The organism is Pseudomonas sp. P110(2024) (assembly GCF_057480795.1).
This window is the reverse complement of sequence record NZ_JBLIYT010000012.1, coordinates 63851-78698: the sequence shown is the minus strand read 5'-3', so window position 1 is coordinate 78698 and position 14848 is coordinate 63851. Positions and strand designations below refer to the sequence as shown.

The following is a 14848-nucleotide window of genomic DNA, read 5'->3' as shown; positions in this document are numbered from 1 at the left end:
GCCGGTCAGCGCCGCGATCAGCGCTTGTTCGCCTTGACTTCCGCTTCACGCAGACGCGGAGCCAGCTTGTCCAGCACGCCGTTGACGAACTTGTGGCCGTCGGTGGCGCCGAAGACCTTGGCCAGTTCCACACCTTCGTTGATAACGACGCGGTACGGCACATCGACGCGCATCATGAACTCCCAGGTGGACAGGCGCAGCACGGCCAGCTCGACCGGGTCGAGTTCTTCCAGCGGCGTGTCCAGGCAAGGCTTGAGCGCCTCGTCGATCTCGACCTTCTTCGCCGGGACCCCGTGCAGGATCTCGCGGAAGTAGGCGCCGTCGACATCGGAGAAATCGTTATCGACCCGGAACTGCGCTTCCACTTCGTTCAGCGAGTGCTTGGCCATGTGCCACTGGTAGAGCGCTTGCGTGGCGAGCTTGCGGGCTTCGCGACGCTTGGCGCTCTTCGAGGGCTTGCCGGCATCCGCAGGTTTTGGATCGCGCGGGTTGAAACGATCGCTTTCGTCGCTAATCACTTGGCCTCCAACTGCGCCAGCAGACTGACCATTTCCAGGGCCGACAGGGCAGCTTCGGCACCTTTGTTGCCGGCCTTGGTGCCGGAACGCTCGATGGCCTGCTCGATGGAGTCAACGGTCAGGACGCCGAAGGCCACCGGAACACCGAACTCCATGGACACCTGGGCCAGGCCCTTGGTGCACTCGCCCGCCACGTATTCGAAGTGCGGGGTACCGCCACGGATCACCGCGCCCAGGGCGATGATCGCGTCATAAGCACCCTGCTGGGCGACTTTCTGCGCTACCAGCGGGATTTCGAACGCGCCCGGGGCACGGATGATGGTGATGTCGCTTTCGCTGACGCCGTGGCGTACCAGGGCATCGACTGCACCGCTTACCAGGCTTTCGACGACGAAGCTGTTGAAGCGGCCAACCACCAAAGCATAGCGACCTTTGGGGGCGATGAAGGTACCTTCGATGGTCTTCAGGGTCATTCCGGAGTTCTCATCTTCAAGAGCGAGGCCGCGCTGTGGCGGCCTCGGGAGGGTTTTGACTCGAGTCTAGGGGCGATCAGGCCGCCTCAAGTCACTCGGAGGGCACGTATTCTACAACTTCCAGATCGAATCCGGATATCGCATTGAACTTCATCGGCGAACTCATCAGGCGCATCTTGCGCACACCGAGATCGCGCAGGATCTGCGAGCCGGCACCGACGGTGCTGTAAGTGGTCGGCGCCTTGGGCTGCGTATCGCCGGCGCTCTCGCGGATATGCGCCAGCAACACGTCGCCGTCCAGCGGGTGGCCCAGCAGCAGCACCACGCCGCTGCCGGCCTCGGCCACGGCGCTCATGGCCGCGCGCAGGCTCCAGCGGCCCGGCTGCTTGACCATCAGCAGGTCGCGCAGCGGGTCCATGTTGTGCACCCGCACCAGGGTCGGCTCTTCGGCGCAGATCTTGCCCAGGGTCAGGGCCATGTGCACGTCGCCCTCCACCGCGTCGCGGTAGGTGACCAGGTTGAACTGGCCCAGCTCGCTCTCGATCGGCTGTTCGGAGACGCGCTGCACGGTGCGCTCGTGGATCATGCGGTAGTGGATCAGGTCGGCGATGGTGCCGATCTTCAGGCCATGCTCGGCAGCGAACACTTCCAGTTCGGCGCGACGCGACATGGTGCCGTCGTCGTTCATCACCTCACAGATCACCCCGCTCGGCTCGAAACCGGCCATGCGCGCCAGGTCGCAGGCGGCCTCGGTGTGGCCGGCGCGAGCCAGGGTACCGCCGGGCTGGGCCATCAGCGGGAAGATATGGCCGGGGCTGACGATGTCCTCGGCCTTGGCGTCCTTGGCGGCAGCGGCCTGCACGGTGCGAGCGCGGTCGGCGGCGGAGATGCCGGTGGTGACGCCTTCGGCGGCCTCGATCGACACGGTGAACTTGGTGCCGAAGCCCGAGCCGTTGCGTGGCGCCATCAGCGGCAGCTTCAGTGTTTCGCAGCGCTCGCGGGTCATCGGCATGCAGATCAGGCCACGGGCGTGCTTGGCCATGAAGTTGATGTGCTCGGGCAGGCAGCACTCGGCCGCCATGATGATGTCGCCTTCGTTCTCGCGGTCTTCGTCATCCATGAGGATGACCATTTTGCCCTGGCGGATGTCTTCGACCAGTTCTTCGATGCTGTTGAGCGCCACGCGGCACCCCCTTCTCAATCAGGATTTCAAGAAGCCGTTGGCGGCCAGGAAGCTTTCGGTGATGCCACTGCCTTTGCTCGGCTCGGCGGCCTTGTCGCCCAGCAGCAGACGCTCCAGGTAACGGGCCAGCAGGTCGACCTCAAGGTTCACCCGACGCCCTGCGCGGTAGTCGGCCATGATGGTTTCGGACAGGGTGTGCGGGACGATGGTCAGCTCGAACTCGGCGCCATCGACTTCGTTGACCGTCAGGCTGGTGCCGTCGACGGTGATCGAGCCCTTGTGGGCGATGTACTTGGCCAGTTCCTTGGGCGCGCGCACGCGGAACTGGATGGCGCGGGCGTTATCGGCACGCGAGACGATCTCGCCGACACCGTCGACGTGGCCGCTGACCAAGTGGCCACCCAGGCGGGTGGTGGGGGTCAGGGCCTTTTCCAGGTTGACCCGGCTGCCGCTCTTGAGATCGACCATGGCGGTGCGCTTGAGGGTCTCGACGCTGACGTCGGCCCAGAAGCCGTCGCCGGGCAGTTCGACGGCGGTCAGGCACACGCCGTTGACCGCGATGCTGTCGCCGAGCTTGACGTCGCCCAGGTCGAGCTTGCCGGTCTCTACGTAGACGCGCACGTCACCGCCCTTGGGGGTGAGGCTGCGGATGGTGCCGATGGATTCGATGATGCCGGTGAACATGGTGTTCTCCTAGATACGGGCTGCGCGAGGCAAGCCAGGCATTATACGCCGGGGGGCGGCAGGGGGATGGCAGTGACTCGCCAGTCATCGCCGACCGCGCGCATTTCGGTGATCTTCAGCCGCGGCGCCTCGCTCATTTTCGACAGCGGCCAGTCCAGCAACGGGCGGGCGTCGGAGCCGAGGAAGGTGCCGGCGACGAACAGCTGGTACTCGTCGACCAGGCCCTGGCGGGCGAAGGCGCCGACCAGGCCGGCGCCAGCCTCCAGCAGGATTTCGTTGACCCCGCGCCCGGCCAGGGTGCGCAGCAGTGCCGGCAGGTCGACGCGACCCTCGCTACCGGGCAGATTGATCAGTTCATGACCGGCGGCCGCATAGCGCGGGTCTTCACCAGCGGCGGTCACCACCAGCGCCGGGCCGGCCTGGAAGAAGGGCGCGTCCAGTGGCAAGCGCAGGCGCCCGTCGACCAGCACGCGCAACGGCGGGCGCGACAGGGCCAGAGTGGTGAGCGCGTCATCCAGGCCCAGTTCCTCGCCGCGCACGGTCATGCGGGCCTGGTCGAACAGCACGCTCTCGGCGCTGGTCAGTACCACGCTGGAGCGGGCGCGCAGGCGCTGCACCGCGGCACGCGCCGCGGGGCCGGTGATCCATTGGCTTTCGCCGCTGGCCATGGCGGTGCGGCCGTCCAGGCTCATCGCCAGCTTGGCGCGCACGAACGGCAGGCCCTGCTCCATGCGCTTGAGGAACCCCGGGTTGAGCGCGCGGGCCTCGGCCTCGAGCACGCCGCTGGCGACTTCGATGCCGGCCTCGCGCAGGCGCTGCAAGCCGTTGCCGGCCACTTGCGGATTGGGGTCCTGCATGGCCGCCACCACCCGTGCCACCCCGGCCTTGACCAGCGCATCGGCGCACGGCGGCGTGCGGCCATGGTGGCTGCAGGGCTCGAGGGTGACGTAGGCACAGGCGCCGCGGGCGCGCTCGCCGGCCTGGCGCAGGGCATGGACCTCGGCGTGCGGCTCGCCGGCGCGCACATGCCAGCCTTCGCCGACCACCTCGCCGTCACGCACGATCACGCAGCCCACGCGGGGGTTGGGGTGGGTGCTGTACAGGCCCTTGCGGGCCAGTTCCACGGCGCGGGCCATGTAGTGGGCGTCGAGAATGGCTTGGCTGGACATGCTTACTCTTTAGCCGGCTCGCGGGCCAGGCGGTCGATTTCTTCGCGGAATTCGTCGAGGTCCTGGAAGCGCCGGTAGACCGAGGCGAAACGGATGTAGGCCACCTCGTCGAGCTTGCGCAGCTCGGCCATCACCATCTCACCAACCACCAGCGACTTCACTTCGCGCTCGCCGGTGGCACGCAGGCGGCTCTTGATGTGCGCCAGCGCCGCTTCCAGGCGCTCGACGCTGACCGGGCGCTTCTCCAGCGCGCGCTGCATGCCGGCGCGCAGCTTGTCTTCGTCGAAGGGCTGGCGCGTGCCGTCCTGCTTGATCAGCCGGGGCAGGACCAGCTCGGCGGTTTCAAAGGTAGTGAAGCGCTCGCCGCAGGCGACGCATTCGCGCCGGCGACGCACCTGTTCGCCCTCGGCGACCAGACGCGAGTCGATGACCTTGGTGTCGTTGGCACCGCAAAACGGACAGTGCATGGTGGCAGGCAACAAAAAAAGGGAGGGCCATGGTAGCGCATTGCACTGGCAAGACAAGCCAAAGGGTTTACCATCCATGCAAATCTGCCCGTGAAGGACTACCTCATGCACCCTCGAGCGCTCGTCGTGCTGTGTTGCGCCGCCCTGCTCGCCGCCTGCGGCAGCGACCGCCCCAAGCCGGAACAGGCCCCGGCCCCGGTGCCGGCCAAGGTGGCGAAGAAAACCGAACCCCTGGGCCCGCTGCCGGCCTACCAGCGCGAGTTGAGCGGCACCCTGCTGGAAATCCCGGCAGGCGCTGACGTGGAGCTGGCCCTGCTGGTGATCGATGAGCGTGGCCGGCCCCAGCAACTGCTGGCCAGCAGCACCCTGAGCGGCACCGGCCAGGCCCTGCCCTACCGCCTGCGCTTCAACCCCGAAGCCTTCCCCGCCGGCGCCCGGGTCGAACTGCGCGGCCGTGCCAGCCGCTCCGGCCAGCTGATCCTGCACCTGCCGCCGGTTCGCATTGCCCAGGCCCAAACCCAGGCCACCGGTCCGCTGCGTTTCGAAAAGGCACCCTAGATGGCCCCGCCAACCCTGCGACAGGCCCTGAGCGGCCTGATCGGCGAAGCGCGCCTGATCGTCAGCGAACTGCCTGGGTGCGACCTGAAACTCTGGTTGATCGATGAACAGAACATGGACCGTGAGTTCAGCCGCGAGGAAACCCGGCGCATTCTCGAGGAGCCGCCCTACTGGAGCTTCTGCTGGGCCAGCGGCCTGGCCATGGCGCGCTACCTGGCCGAGCATCCGCAATGGGTGCGCGGCAAGCGCGTGCTGGATTTCGGCGCCGGCTCCGGCATCGCCGGGATCGCCGCCGCCCGCGCCGGCGCGCGGGAGGTAGTGGCCTGCGACCTCGACCCGCTGGCCCTGGACGCCTGCCGTGCCAACGCCGCGCTGAACGGCGTGACGCTGAACTACAGCAGCGATTTCTTTGCCGAGGCCGACCGCTTCGACCTGATCCTGGTCGCCGATGTACTCTACGACCGCGCCAACCTGCCGCTGCTGGACGAGTTCCTCAGCCGAGGTCGCCAGGCGCTGGTGGCCGATTCGCGGGTGCGCGATTTCAGCCACCCGCTGTACCGCCCGCTCGGGGTGCTCGAGGCGCTGACCCTGCCTGATCTGGCCGAGCCGCACGAATTCCGCCGGGTCAGCCTGTACCACGCCAGCCGCGAGCCCTTATAGTGGGGGTATTCACGGATTTGCGAGAGTCACGATGAGCCAGGAAACACCCTTTATCTTCGATGCCACCGATGCCACCTTCCAGCAACTGGTCATCGAGAACTCCTTCCACAAGCCGGTGCTGGTCGACTTCTGGGCCGAATGGTGCGCGCCGTGCAAGGCGCTGATGCCGCTGCTGGCGAAAATCGCCGAGGGCTACCAGGGCGAGCTGCTGCTGGCCAAGATCAACTGCGACGTCGAGCAGCATGTCGTCGCCCAGTTCGGCATTCGCAGCCTGCCGACCGTGGTGCTGTTCAAGGACGGCCAGCCGGTCGACGGTTTCGCCGGCGCGCAACCCGAGTCGGCCATCCGCGCCATGCTCGAACCCCACGTGCAGATGCCCGCGCCGCCCGCCGCCGCGCCGCTGGAGCAGGCCAAGGCGCTGTTCGCCGAGAGCCGCTTCAGCGAAGCCGAAGCCCTGCTGCAGGTGCTGCTGGGTGAAGACAACAGCAATGCCGAGGCGCTGATCCTCTATGCCCGCTGCCTAGCCGAACGGGGCGAGCTGGGCGAGGCCCAAGTGGTGCTCGACGCGGTCAAGACCGACGAGCACAAGGCCGCCCTGGCCGGCGCCAAGGCCCAGCTGACCTTCCTGCGCCAGGCCGCCAGCCTGCCGGAAGCCGCCGAGCTGAAGAGCCGCCTGGCGCAGAACCCGCAGGACGACGAGGCGGCCTACCAGCTGTGCATCCAGCAGTTGGCGCGCCAGCAGTACGAGGCCGCGATGGAGGGGCTGCTGAAGCTGTTCCAGCGCAACCGCGCCTACGAGAACGGCTTGCCGCAGAAGGCGCTGCTGCAGGTGTTCGAACTACTGGGCAACGCTCACCCGCTGGTCAGCCTGTATCGCCGCAAGCTGTCCGCTGCGCTGTTCTGAGGCTGTTGGGGCTGCTTTGCAGCCCCTCACCCCACCCAGCGATAAACCGGCGCATCCACGCCGCTTTCCACCTTCACATCACTGCTGTGGCGCAAGCGCACCAGCAGCCGCTTGCCCGCCGCCACGTTCCCGGCCAGCCCCTCCAGGCGCTCCAGCAGCGCCGGCCCGCTCATCTGCCCCGCCTGGCGCAGCACGTCACGCGCCGCTGCCCATTGTCCGTCATCCTGCCGAGGTGCCGGGCTGGTGGTGACCGGCACCGCCTCGACAGACGCCGGCACTTCCAGTCGACGCCCCAGCTGCGCCCACTCCTCCGGCGCCAGCTCAATGGTCAGGTCCACCGGCCATTCACCGATCTGTCCACGAATTCTCACGATAGGTACCCTGCCTCCAGTCTCGATGCCGCCATGCTCCCACGAACATGAAACCTGTGCCAGGCAGGCTGGCGGGGCAAAGAAAAATTGTTATAACATCACATAATCTTTCCCAAACCGCCTGTGGAGCCGTCCATGCGTCGTCTGTTGCTCGCCCTGCCCTTCGCCCTGCTGCCCCTGGCCGTGGCCCATGCCCACGACGACCACGACCACGACCACGATCATGACCACGCCCATGGCTCCCTCGGTGCCCACGAGCATGGCGTGGCCAAGCTCAACGCGGTGCTCGACGGCAACACCCTCGAGCTGGAACTGGACAGCCCGGCGATGAACATTGTCGGCTTCGAGCACGTGGCCAGCAACGATACCGACAAGGCCAAGGTCGCCGCCGCCCGCCAGCAGCTCGAACAGCCCTTGAAACTGTTCGGCGTTGCCCCGGCAGCCGGCTGCAAGGAAGACGCCCAGGAGCTGGAAAGCCCGCTGTTCGGCGACGCCGCCCAGGCCGACGAGGATGGCGACAGCCATGAGCATGAGCACGGTCACGCCGACGTCAACGCCCACTACCAGCTGACCTGCGCCACCCCGGACAAACTCACCCAGATCGACCTCGGCCCGCTGTTCAAGACCTTCCCGCAGACCCAGAAGATCAACGTGCAACTGATCGGCCCCAACGGCCAGAAAGGCATCGAGGCCACCCCCGCCAAGGCCGTGGTCGCGTTCTGAATGAACCAGCCGCTGATCGAACTGCATGACCTGGTGTTCGCCTGGCCCGGCCAGGCGCCGCTGCTGGAAATCCCTGCATTTCGCCTGGAGCCCGGCGAGGCGCTGTTCCTCAAGGGCCCCAGCGGCAGCGGCAAGACCACCCTGCTCGGCCTGCTGGGAGGGGTCAACCGCCCCGGACAAGGCAGCATCCGCCTGCTTGGCCAGGACCTTGCGGCCCTGGGCCAGGGTGCGCGCGACCGTTTCCGGGTCGATCACACCGGCTACATCTTCCAGCAGTTCAACCTCCTGCCGTTCCTGTCGGTGCGGGAGAATGTCGAGCTGCCTTGTCGCTTCTCGAAAAGCCGCGCGGCCCGCGCCGCCCAGCGCCATGGCAGCATCGACCAGGCCGCTGCCCAACTGCTCGCCCACCTTGGCCTGGACAACCCGGCGCTGCTCGCCCGCCGCGCCGACAGCCTGTCGATCGGCCAGCAGCAGCGGGTTGCCGCGGCCCGGGCGCTGATCGGTCAGCCCGAGCTGGTGATTGCCGACGAGCCCACCTCGGCCCTCGACGCCGACACCCGCGAGGCCTTCATCCGCCTGCTGTTCGACGAATGCCGCGACGCGGGTGCCAGCCTGCTGTTCGTCAGCCATGACCAGAGCCTGGCGCCGCTGTTCGACCGGCACCTGTCCCTGGCCGAGCTCAACCGCGCCGCCAAGCCCCGGGAGGCCTGATGTACCTGCTTCGCCTTGCCCTGGCCAGCCTGGCCAACCGCCGCTTCACCGCCCTGCTCACCGCGTTCGCCATCGCCCTGTCGGTGTGCCTGCTGCTGGCCGTCGAGCGGGTGCGCACCGAGGCCCGCGCCAGCTTCGCCAGCACCATCAGCGGCACCGACCTGATCGTCGGCGCCCGCTCGGGGTCGGTGAACCTGCTGCTGTACTCGGTGTTTCGCATCGGCAACGCCACCAACAACATCCGCTGGGACAGCTACCAGCACTACGCCAGCGACCCGCGGGTGAAATGGGCCATCCCCATTTCCCTGGGTGACTCGCACCGTGGCTACCGGGTGATGGGCACCACCACCGACTATTTCAGCCACTACCAGTTCGGCCGCCGTCAGCACCTGGCACTCGACCAGGGCCGGGCGTTCGCCGACGATCCGTTCGAGGTGGTGCTCGGCGCCGAAGTGGCCCAGGCGCTGCACTACAAGCTCGGCGACAAGCTGGTCCTGGCGCATGGTGTAGCCGCCATCAGCCTGGTCAAGCACGACGACAAGCCGTTCACCGTGGTCGGCGTGCTCGAGCGCACCGGCACCCCGGTGGACCGCACCCTGCACATCAGCCTGGCCGGCATGGAGGCGATCCACATCGACTGGCACAACGGCGTGCCGGCCCGTGGCGCCGGGCGCATCAGCGCCGAGCAGGCCCGCACCATGGACCTGCAGCCTGCGGCCATCACCGCGTTCATGCTCGGGCTCAACAGCAAGATCGCCACGTTCAGCCTGCAGCGCGAGATCAACGAATACCGCGCCGAACCGCTGCTGGCGATCCTGCCCGGCGTGGCCCTGCAGGAGCTGTGGAGCCTGATGGGCACGGCGGAGCAGGCCTTGTTCGTGGTGTCGCTGTTCGTTGTGCTCACCGGCCTGATCGGCATGCTCACGGCCATTCTCACCAGCCTCAACGAGCGCCGCCGGGAAATGGCCATCCTGCGATCGGTGGGTGCCCGTCCCTGGCATATCGCCGGATTGCTGGTGCTCGAGGCGCTGGCCTTGGCGCTGGCAGGCATCGCCGCCGGGCTGGGGTTGCTGTACGCAGGCATAGCCCTGGCCCAGGGCTATGTGCAGGCCAACTATGGGCTATACCTGCCACTGGCCTGGCCGAGCGCCCACGAGTGGACGTTGCTGGCCATCATCCTCGGCGCGGCGCTGCTGATGGGTAGCGTGCCGGCCTGGCGCGCCTATCGGCAGTCGTTGGCCGATGGTTTGTCGATCCACCTTTAAGAGACAGACATGATCCTAGACTTCACCACCCTCTTCGCGGGTAAACCCGCGAAGAGGGCAAGACCGATCATTCAGTATCTGCTGCTCACGATCCTGCTGATGACTTCGCTGCCCCTCTGGGCCGCCGACCCGCGCGAGCTGGACTGGCCCGCCCTGATCCCCGAGGGCGCGCCGGTCATCCCGCCACAACTGACGCCCCTGCACGATCTGTCGCAGATCAGCGACGCGCTGTCCGCCGAGGCCGCCCCCGCCGCCCGCCAGCAGGCGCCCAACGCGCCGGTGGTGAAAGCCCTGGACGGCCAGCAGGTGAAGATACCCGGCTACATCGTGCCGCTGGAAGTCAGCGACGAAGGCCGCACCACCGAGTTCCTCCTGGTGCCCTACTACGGCGCCTGCATCCATGTGCCGCCACCGCCGTCGAACCAGATCGTGCATATCTTCAGCGAGATGGGCGTGCGCATCGAAGACCTGTACCAACCGTACTGGATCGAGGGCACGATGCAGGTCAAGGCCAGCAGCAGCGAACTGGCGGACGCCGGTTACCAGATGGAAGCAGAGAAAATCTACGCTTATGAGCTGAAGTGAGCATTGCGTCACCCCGATAGCACGGCTTCTTTGAGCTGGGTCAAACTTTCTGTTTAGTCAGCTTCGTACCATTGGACTACTCGATTACTCACGTCCTCTGGGAGCTTCCATGAACAAGTCCTTGCTCGGTGCCTCGCTCGTCGCGTTGGCGCTTGCAGCCCCTGTCGCCCACGCCCACCAGGCGGGGGATTTCATCCTCCGCGCCGGCGCCATCACCACCGCGCCCAACGAGAACAGCGGCGACATCAAGCTCGACGGCGCCAAGGTCTCGGGCACCAAGGCGACTCTGGACAGTGACACCCAGCTGGGCCTGGCCTTCGCCTACATGCTCACCGACCACATCGGTCTCGAGCTGCTGGCCGCCACCCCGTTCCAGCACAAAGTCGGCGTCAAGGGCCTCGGCCCTGGCCTGGACGGCAAGCTGGCCGACATCAAGCAACTGCCGCCGACCCTGTCGCTGCAGTACTACCCGATGGCGCCGTCCTCGAAGTTCCAGCCATACGCCGGCGTGGGCATCAACTACACGATGTTCTTCGATGAGGACCTGACCAGCGACCGTAAGGCCCAGGGCTTCAGCAACATGAAGCTGAAGGACTCGGTCGGCATCGCCGGCCAGTTGGGCATGGACTACATGCTCACCGACAACCTGCTGCTCAACGCCGCGGTCTGGTACGTCGACATCGACACCAAGGCCAGCATCGATGGCCCGAGCGCCCTGGGCGTCGGCAAGACCAAAGTCGACGTCGATGTCGATCCGTGGGTCTACATGGTCGGTATCGGCTACAAGTTCTGATCCGCAGGCGCGCCTGCTCCCTCTGGAGCGGGCGCGCCACGCATCGTCTCGACGCTCCAGAGATACCCCCAATAGCCCCAGGCCAGCGCGCTTATCCCCGCCCCCACCCCGCACACCGCCACCCAGCCCCACTGTCCGTAAACCCAGGTCGCCACGACCGCCCCTACCCCGCTGCCGAGCGAATAGCAGCACATGTAGGCGCCGATCAGCCGGCTGGCCATCTCGCCGCGCCCCGCCAGCAGCAGGCTCTGGTTAGTCACGTGCACCGCCTGCACGGCCAGGTCCAGCATCAGAATCCCGACTACCAGCGCCAGCAATGATTGCTCAAGGTAGGCGATGGGCAGCCACGACAGGGTCAGCAGACCCAATGCCCAGCCAGTCACCCGCCGTCCATGTCCGTGATCCGCCAGACGCCCGGCACGCGATGCCGCCAGTGCCCCCGCCACGCCGGCCAGACCGAACAGCCCGACTTGCGTGTGATCCAGTGCCAGTGGCGCGGCGCTCAAGGGCAGCACCATCGCACTCCACAGCACGCTGAACGCCGCGAACACCAGCACCGCGAACACACCGCGCTCACGCAGCAGACGGTCATGTCGATACAGCCGCAGCACCGATGCCAGCAACGCCCGATAGCGCTGCCTCTGCCCCTGCGGCCTGGCGACAGGCAAGCGCCAGGCGAGCAGCCCCGCCATTGCCAGCGCAAGCACCGCCGCCAGGCCATACACACCCTGCCAGCCGAGCAGGTCGGCTACCGCGCCTGATACCAGGCGCGCCGAGAGGATGCCCAACACCACGCCGCTGGTCACCGTGCCCACTACTTGCCCTTGTTCGGCGGGCGTGGCGAGCGTGGCGGCATGCGCCACCATCACTTGCACCACCACCGCGGCCAGGCCGATCAGGGCCATTGCGGCCAGCAGCACGGCCCAGTCCACGGCAAAGGCTACGGCCAGCAAGGCGCCGGACGAGACGAGCAATTGGCCGAGGATCAGCTGCTTGCGATCAAGCAGATCCCCCAGCGGCACGATCAGCAGCAACCCCAAGGCATAGCCAGCCTGGGTCATCCCCACTATCAGGCCGGCGCGGGCGCTACTCACCCCAAGGCTCGCTGCCATCGACTCCAGCAGCGGCTGGGCGAGATACACCGTGGCCACGGCCAGTGCGCAGGCGGCGGCCAACAACAACGTCAATCCACGGGTGAGCGTCGACATCGGAGACTTCCTTTCAAGTCTGGTTTCAATTTAAAACCACATGACTGGCTTTCTAGCAAAGGTGGTTTTATTCTGCAACCAGATAAACACCCAAGGATCGCGCCATGCTCGACGAGAACAACCAGCAATGCCCCGTGGCCCGCGCCCTGGAGGTGATCGGCGACCGTTGGGCGCTGATGATCCTGCGCGATGCCTTTGACGGCCTGCGCCGCTTCAGCGAATTGCAGAAGAACCTGGGGCTGGCGAAGAACATCCTCGCTTCGCGCTTGAAGCTGCTGGTGGAGGCGGAACTGCTGGTGCAGCAGCCGGCCTCGGATGGCAGTGCCTACAAGGAATATGTGCTGACCGAACGGGGGCGCTCGGTGTTTCCGATCGTGATCGGCTTGCGCCAGTGGGGGGAGCGCTACCTGTTCACGGCGGGGGAATCACGCTCGCAGGTGGTGGATGATCGTGGCCAAGGCCTGGAGACGCTGCAGGTGCGGGCCCGGGATGGGCGGGAGGTGCGGCCGGAGGATTGCCGGCGGCAAGTGGTCCGGCATTCGTGATGCCATCGCGGGGCAAGCCCGCTCCCACCAGCCCCCATGGCGACGTGGGAGTGGGCTTGCCCCGCGATGGGGATTCAGACCTTGCCGAGCAACCGCGCCAGCCCCTCGACGAACGGCGTCGGCTCAGGGAACGCGAAACGCGCCAGCAAGCGCGAATTGTCTGCCCGCGAATGGCGGATATCGCCCGAGCGGGCCTGACCGTAGCTGACCGCCGGCAAACCGCCCACCACCTGCTCCAGTGCCTTGAGCAACTGGTTCAGCGAAGTCGCCTGGTTCAGGCCGATATTCACCGCGCCCTCTTCCACCACCGGCTGTTCAAGTGCCTGCACCATCACCTGGACCAGATCGCCGACGAACAGGAAGTCGCGGGTCTGCTCGCCATCACCGAACACGGTGATCGGCGTACCCTGGGTGGCGCGCTCGCAGAAGATGCTGATCACCCCCGAATACGGCGAGGAAGGATCCTGGCGCGGCCCGAAGATATTGAAGAAGCGGAACACCACCGGCTCCAGCCCATGCTGGCGGCGGTAGAAGTCCAGGTACTGCTCGCTGGCCAGCTTGTCCACCGCATAGGGAGTCAACGGTGCCTTGGGCGTGTCCTCGGCAATCGACTGGCCTTCGCCATTGTTGCCGTACACCGCCGCGCTGGAGGCGAACAGCACGCGACGGATGCCATTCAGGCGCATCGCCTCGCAGACATTGAGCGTGCCGATGAAGTTGCTCTGGTGGGTCTTCACCGGATTTTCCACCGAGGCCTGCACCGAGGCTACCGCAGCCAGGTGCACTACCGCCTGGCAACCAGTGGCGGCACGGGCCACCAGGGCGGCGTCGGCGACATCGCCTTCGAGCAGTTCAAGACGCGGATGGCCGAGCTGCAGGTTGCTGCGCTTGCCGGTCGACAGGTCGTCTAGGATACGCACCGCGTAGCCTTTCTCCAGCAACGCATCGCACAGGTGGGAGCCAATGAAGCCGGCACCGCCGGTGATCAGGATGGGGGCGTCAGCCATGTCGGTAGAATCGGTCCAGTAGGGGCGGCAAGCCGGCGCGCCAGGCGCGGGGCTTGATGCCGAAAGTGTGAAGGATCTTCTTGCAGGCCAGCACCGCGTGCTGTGGCTCCTCGCTGGCATCCGGGCGGGCGGCGTGGGCCTGGGCGGTCGGCGCCTGAACGGCCAGCTTGCGCCACTGGGTGGCCTCGGTGAGGATCGCCTGGCCGAGCACCAGCGGCGTGGTAGCCTCGTTGCCAGCATAGTGGTAGGTGCCCCACAGCGGCGCCTGGCAATCGAGCTGCTTGAGCACCGAGAGGATCACCCGCGCGGCGTCGTCCACCGGCGTCGGGTTGCCGCGGCGGTCATCGGCCAGCAGCAATTCCTGGGGCTGTTCGGCGCGGGTCAGGAAGCGCCCGAGCGCGCCGTCGATGCTTTCGTCCAGCAGCCAGCCGAAGCGCAGCAGCACATGCTGCGGGCAGGTGGCGCGCACGCTCTGCTCGATGCGCCAGAGCGCCTGGCCGCGCAGGCCGAGTGGCACCGGCTCGTCCTTCTCGCTGTAGGCAGTGGCGCGCGAGCCATCGAACACACGGTAGCTGGACGGTTGCACAAGGATCATCTCGTGGTGCTGGCACAGCTCGGCGAGCCGCTCCACCGCCCGCTCCTGCTGGGCCAGGCGTTGCTCGCTGACGGACTCGGCCTGGAACCAGTCGAAATAATAGGCCAGGTTGACCACGGCGTGCGGACGTTGCTCGTCGAGCAGCAGGGTCAGGCTGGCCGGATCCCAGCCGTTTTCCGGCGGGCGAGGCGCCAGGAAGGCGATATCTTCCTCGGCCCCAAGACGAATCAGCGCTTGCCCGAGGGCATTGCCACCACCCAACAGCATCAGGCGCATACGCATAGAGTCAACAGGTCCGGTTGGTCGATGGAGGAAAGGGGTTCATTTTGCTGTTTCCGACAGGGGAAGTCCAACCCAGGCAAGGCCTGGCGCGCGCCGCGTGGCGATTGGCACCGGTCGGGGCGGTATTCCGCCTTTGCCGACAGCTAC

19 protein-coding genes are annotated in these 14848 nt (G+C 66.7%); 9 read left to right on the top strand and 10 right to left on the bottom strand.

Annotation, left to right across the window (positions count from 1 at the left end):
- Nucleotides 1-17: 17 nt before the first annotated feature.
- From nusB to nrdR, 6 genes are all read right to left on the bottom strand, one after another.
- Nucleotides 18-518, bottom strand: coding sequence for a transcription antitermination factor NusB (gene nusB, locus AC25ND_RS19685; protein ID WP_028690278.1), 501 nt, complete (start codon nt 516-518; stop codon nt 18-20).
- Nucleotides 515-991 carry a 6,7-dimethyl-8-ribityllumazine synthase gene (gene ribH / locus AC25ND_RS19680; RefSeq protein WP_003255395.1) on the bottom strand — a complete coding sequence of 159 codons (477 nt, stop codon included), beginning with the start codon at nt 989-991 and terminating at the stop codon, nt 515-517. The genes nusB and ribH overlap by 4 nt, the downstream gene beginning before the upstream one ends.
- 91 nt (nt 992-1082) lie before the next feature.
- Nucleotides 1083-2174: a bifunctional 3,4-dihydroxy-2-butanone-4-phosphate synthase/GTP cyclohydrolase II gene (gene ribBA / locus AC25ND_RS19675; RefSeq protein WP_028690277.1), complete on the bottom strand. Its 1092-nt coding sequence runs from the start codon at nt 2172-2174 to the stop codon at nt 1083-1085.
- A gap of 18 nt (nt 2175-2192) precedes the next feature.
- On the bottom strand, nt 2193-2858 hold the full coding sequence (locus AC25ND_RS19670) for a riboflavin synthase (RefSeq protein WP_028690276.1): 666 nt from the start codon (nt 2856-2858) through the stop codon (nt 2193-2195).
- Between the two features lie 41 nt (nt 2859-2899).
- Nucleotides 2900-4027 carry a bifunctional diaminohydroxyphosphoribosylaminopyrimidine deaminase/5-amino-6-(5-phosphoribosylamino)uracil reductase RibD gene (gene ribD, locus AC25ND_RS19665; protein ID WP_028690275.1) on the bottom strand — a complete coding sequence of 376 codons (1128 nt, stop codon included), beginning with the start codon at nt 4025-4027 and terminating at the stop codon, nt 2900-2902.
- Nucleotides 4028-4029: 2 nt separating this feature from the next.
- On the bottom strand, nt 4030-4494 hold the full coding sequence (gene nrdR / locus AC25ND_RS19660; protein ID WP_009685710.1) for a transcriptional regulator NrdR: 465 nt from the start codon (nt 4492-4494) through the stop codon (nt 4030-4032).
- Nucleotides 4495-4599: 105 nt separating this feature from the next.
- On the opposite strand from nrdR, the gene AC25ND_RS19655 reads away from it, so the two are divergent.
- Genes AC25ND_RS19655 through trxA form a run of 3 tightly spaced genes read left to right on the top strand, consistent with a single transcriptional unit; the run spans nt 4600 to nt 6616 of the window.
- Nucleotides 4600-5052 (top strand): YbaY family lipoprotein, encoded by a 453-nt coding sequence (locus AC25ND_RS19655; RefSeq protein WP_028690274.1) that lies wholly within the window; start codon nt 4600-4602, stop codon nt 5050-5052.
- A complete protein-coding gene (locus AC25ND_RS19650) occupies nt 5053-5712 on the top strand; it encodes a class I SAM-dependent methyltransferase (protein ID WP_028690273.1) in 660 nt (219 codons plus the stop codon). It abuts the gene before it with no gap.
- A 31-nt stretch (nt 5713-5743) separates the two neighbouring features.
- A complete protein-coding gene (trxA, locus tag AC25ND_RS19645) occupies nt 5744-6616 on the top strand; it encodes a thioredoxin (RefSeq protein ID WP_486976533.1) in 873 nt (290 codons plus the stop codon).
- A 26-nt stretch (nt 6617-6642) separates the two neighbouring features.
- On the opposite strand, the gene AC25ND_RS19640 is transcribed toward trxA, so the two are convergent.
- A complete protein-coding gene (locus tag AC25ND_RS19640) occupies nt 6643-6987 on the bottom strand; it encodes a hypothetical protein (protein WP_486976532.1) in 345 nt (114 codons plus the stop codon).
- Between the two features lie 135 nt (nt 6988-7122).
- On the opposite strand from AC25ND_RS19640, the gene AC25ND_RS19635 reads away from it, so the two are divergent.
- The 5 genes from AC25ND_RS19635 to AC25ND_RS19615 all read left to right on the top strand — a co-directional run bounded on the left by AC25ND_RS19635 (nt 7123) and on the right by AC25ND_RS19615 (nt 11064).
- Nucleotides 7123-7710, top strand: coding sequence for a DUF2796 domain-containing protein (locus AC25ND_RS19635; RefSeq protein ID WP_069016310.1), 588 nt, complete (start codon nt 7123-7125; stop codon nt 7708-7710).
- Entirely contained in the window at nt 7711-8421 is a 711-nt protein-coding gene (locus tag AC25ND_RS19630) for an ABC transporter ATP-binding protein (protein WP_062361880.1), read from the top strand.
- Complete coding sequence (locus AC25ND_RS19625) at nt 8421-9686, top strand: ABC transporter permease (RefSeq protein WP_062361877.1); 1266 nt, start codon at nt 8421-8423, stop codon at nt 9684-9686. Before AC25ND_RS19630 ends, AC25ND_RS19625 begins: the two co-directional genes overlap by 1 nt.
- Nucleotides 9687-9785: 99 nt before the next feature.
- On the top strand, nt 9786-10271 hold the full coding sequence (locus AC25ND_RS19620; RefSeq protein ID WP_036985990.1) for a DUF3299 domain-containing protein: 486 nt from the start codon (nt 9786-9788) through the stop codon (nt 10269-10271).
- 109 nt (nt 10272-10380) lie between these two features.
- Nucleotides 10381-11064, top strand: coding sequence for an OmpW/AlkL family protein (locus AC25ND_RS19615; RefSeq protein WP_028690266.1), 684 nt, complete (start codon nt 10381-10383; stop codon nt 11062-11064).
- On the opposite strand, the gene AC25ND_RS19610 is transcribed toward AC25ND_RS19615, so the two are convergent.
- Entirely contained in the window at nt 11052-12272 is a 1221-nt protein-coding gene (locus AC25ND_RS19610; RefSeq protein WP_486976531.1) for an MFS transporter, read from the bottom strand. The two genes, AC25ND_RS19615 and AC25ND_RS19610, sit on opposite strands and share 13 nt — an antisense overlap.
- Nucleotides 12273-12376: 104 nt before the next feature.
- Between AC25ND_RS19610 and AC25ND_RS19605 the strand changes: the two genes are divergently transcribed.
- Nucleotides 12377-12817 carry a winged helix-turn-helix transcriptional regulator gene (locus AC25ND_RS19605; protein ID WP_486976530.1) on the top strand — a complete coding sequence of 147 codons (441 nt, stop codon included), beginning with the start codon at nt 12377-12379 and terminating at the stop codon, nt 12815-12817.
- 74 nt (nt 12818-12891) lie between these two features.
- Here AC25ND_RS19605 and AC25ND_RS19600 read toward each other — a convergent pair whose 3' ends face one another.
- Together AC25ND_RS19600 and AC25ND_RS19595 are read right to left on the bottom strand one after the other, a co-directional pair.
- Nucleotides 12892-13824 (bottom strand): NAD-dependent epimerase/dehydratase family protein, encoded by a 933-nt coding sequence (locus AC25ND_RS19600; protein ID WP_028690263.1) that lies wholly within the window; start codon nt 13822-13824, stop codon nt 12892-12894.
- Nucleotides 13817-14701 carry a sugar nucleotide-binding protein gene (locus AC25ND_RS19595; RefSeq protein ID WP_028690262.1) on the bottom strand — a complete coding sequence of 295 codons (885 nt, stop codon included), beginning with the start codon at nt 14699-14701 and terminating at the stop codon, nt 13817-13819. Before AC25ND_RS19595 ends, AC25ND_RS19600 begins: the two co-directional genes overlap by 8 nt.
- Nucleotides 14702-14848: the final 147 nt, after the last annotated feature.

Bases quoted from the DNA above. Each gene is read 5' to 3' on its own strand.
- ribH (WP_003255395.1), bottom strand. From the start codon at position 991: ATGACCCTGAAGACCATCGAAGGTACCTTCATCGCCCCCAAAGGTCGC.
- AC25ND_RS19670 (WP_028690276.1), bottom strand. From the start codon at position 2,858: ATGTTCACCGGCATCATCGAATCCATCGGCACCATCCGCAGCCTCACC.
- ribD (WP_028690275.1), bottom strand. From the start codon at position 4,027: ATGTCCAGCCAAGCCATTCTCGACGCCCACTACATGGCCCGCGCCGTG.
- nrdR (WP_009685710.1), bottom strand. From the start codon at position 4,494: ATGCACTGTCCGTTTTGCGGTGCCAACGACACCAAGGTCATCGACTCG.
- AC25ND_RS19655 (WP_028690274.1), top strand. From the start codon at position 4,600: ATGCACCCTCGAGCGCTCGTCGTGCTGTGTTGCGCCGCCCTGCTCGCC.
- AC25ND_RS19650 (WP_028690273.1), top strand. From the start codon at position 5,053: ATGGCCCCGCCAACCCTGCGACAGGCCCTGAGCGGCCTGATCGGCGAA.
- trxA (WP_486976533.1), top strand. From the start codon at position 5,744: ATGAGCCAGGAAACACCCTTTATCTTCGATGCCACCGATGCCACCTTC.
- AC25ND_RS19635 (WP_069016310.1), top strand. From the start codon at position 7,123: ATGCGTCGTCTGTTGCTCGCCCTGCCCTTCGCCCTGCTGCCCCTGGCC.
- AC25ND_RS19630 (WP_062361880.1), top strand. From the start codon at position 7,711: ATGAACCAGCCGCTGATCGAACTGCATGACCTGGTGTTCGCCTGGCCC.
- AC25ND_RS19625 (WP_062361877.1), top strand. From the start codon at position 8,421: ATGTACCTGCTTCGCCTTGCCCTGGCCAGCCTGGCCAACCGCCGCTTC.
- AC25ND_RS19620 (WP_036985990.1), top strand. From the start codon at position 9,786: ATGACTTCGCTGCCCCTCTGGGCCGCCGACCCGCGCGAGCTGGACTGG.
- AC25ND_RS19615 (WP_028690266.1), top strand. From the start codon at position 10,381: ATGAACAAGTCCTTGCTCGGTGCCTCGCTCGTCGCGTTGGCGCTTGCA.
- AC25ND_RS19610 (WP_486976531.1), bottom strand. From the start codon at position 12,272: ATGTCGACGCTCACCCGTGGATTGACGTTGTTGTTGGCCGCCGCCTGC.
- AC25ND_RS19605 (WP_486976530.1), top strand. From the start codon at position 12,377: ATGCTCGACGAGAACAACCAGCAATGCCCCGTGGCCCGCGCCCTGGAG.
- AC25ND_RS19600 (WP_028690263.1), bottom strand. From the start codon at position 13,824: ATGGCTGACGCCCCCATCCTGATCACCGGCGGTGCCGGCTTCATTGGC.
- AC25ND_RS19595 (WP_028690262.1), bottom strand. From the start codon at position 14,701: ATGCGTATGCGCCTGATGCTGTTGGGTGGTGGCAATGCCCTCGGGCAA.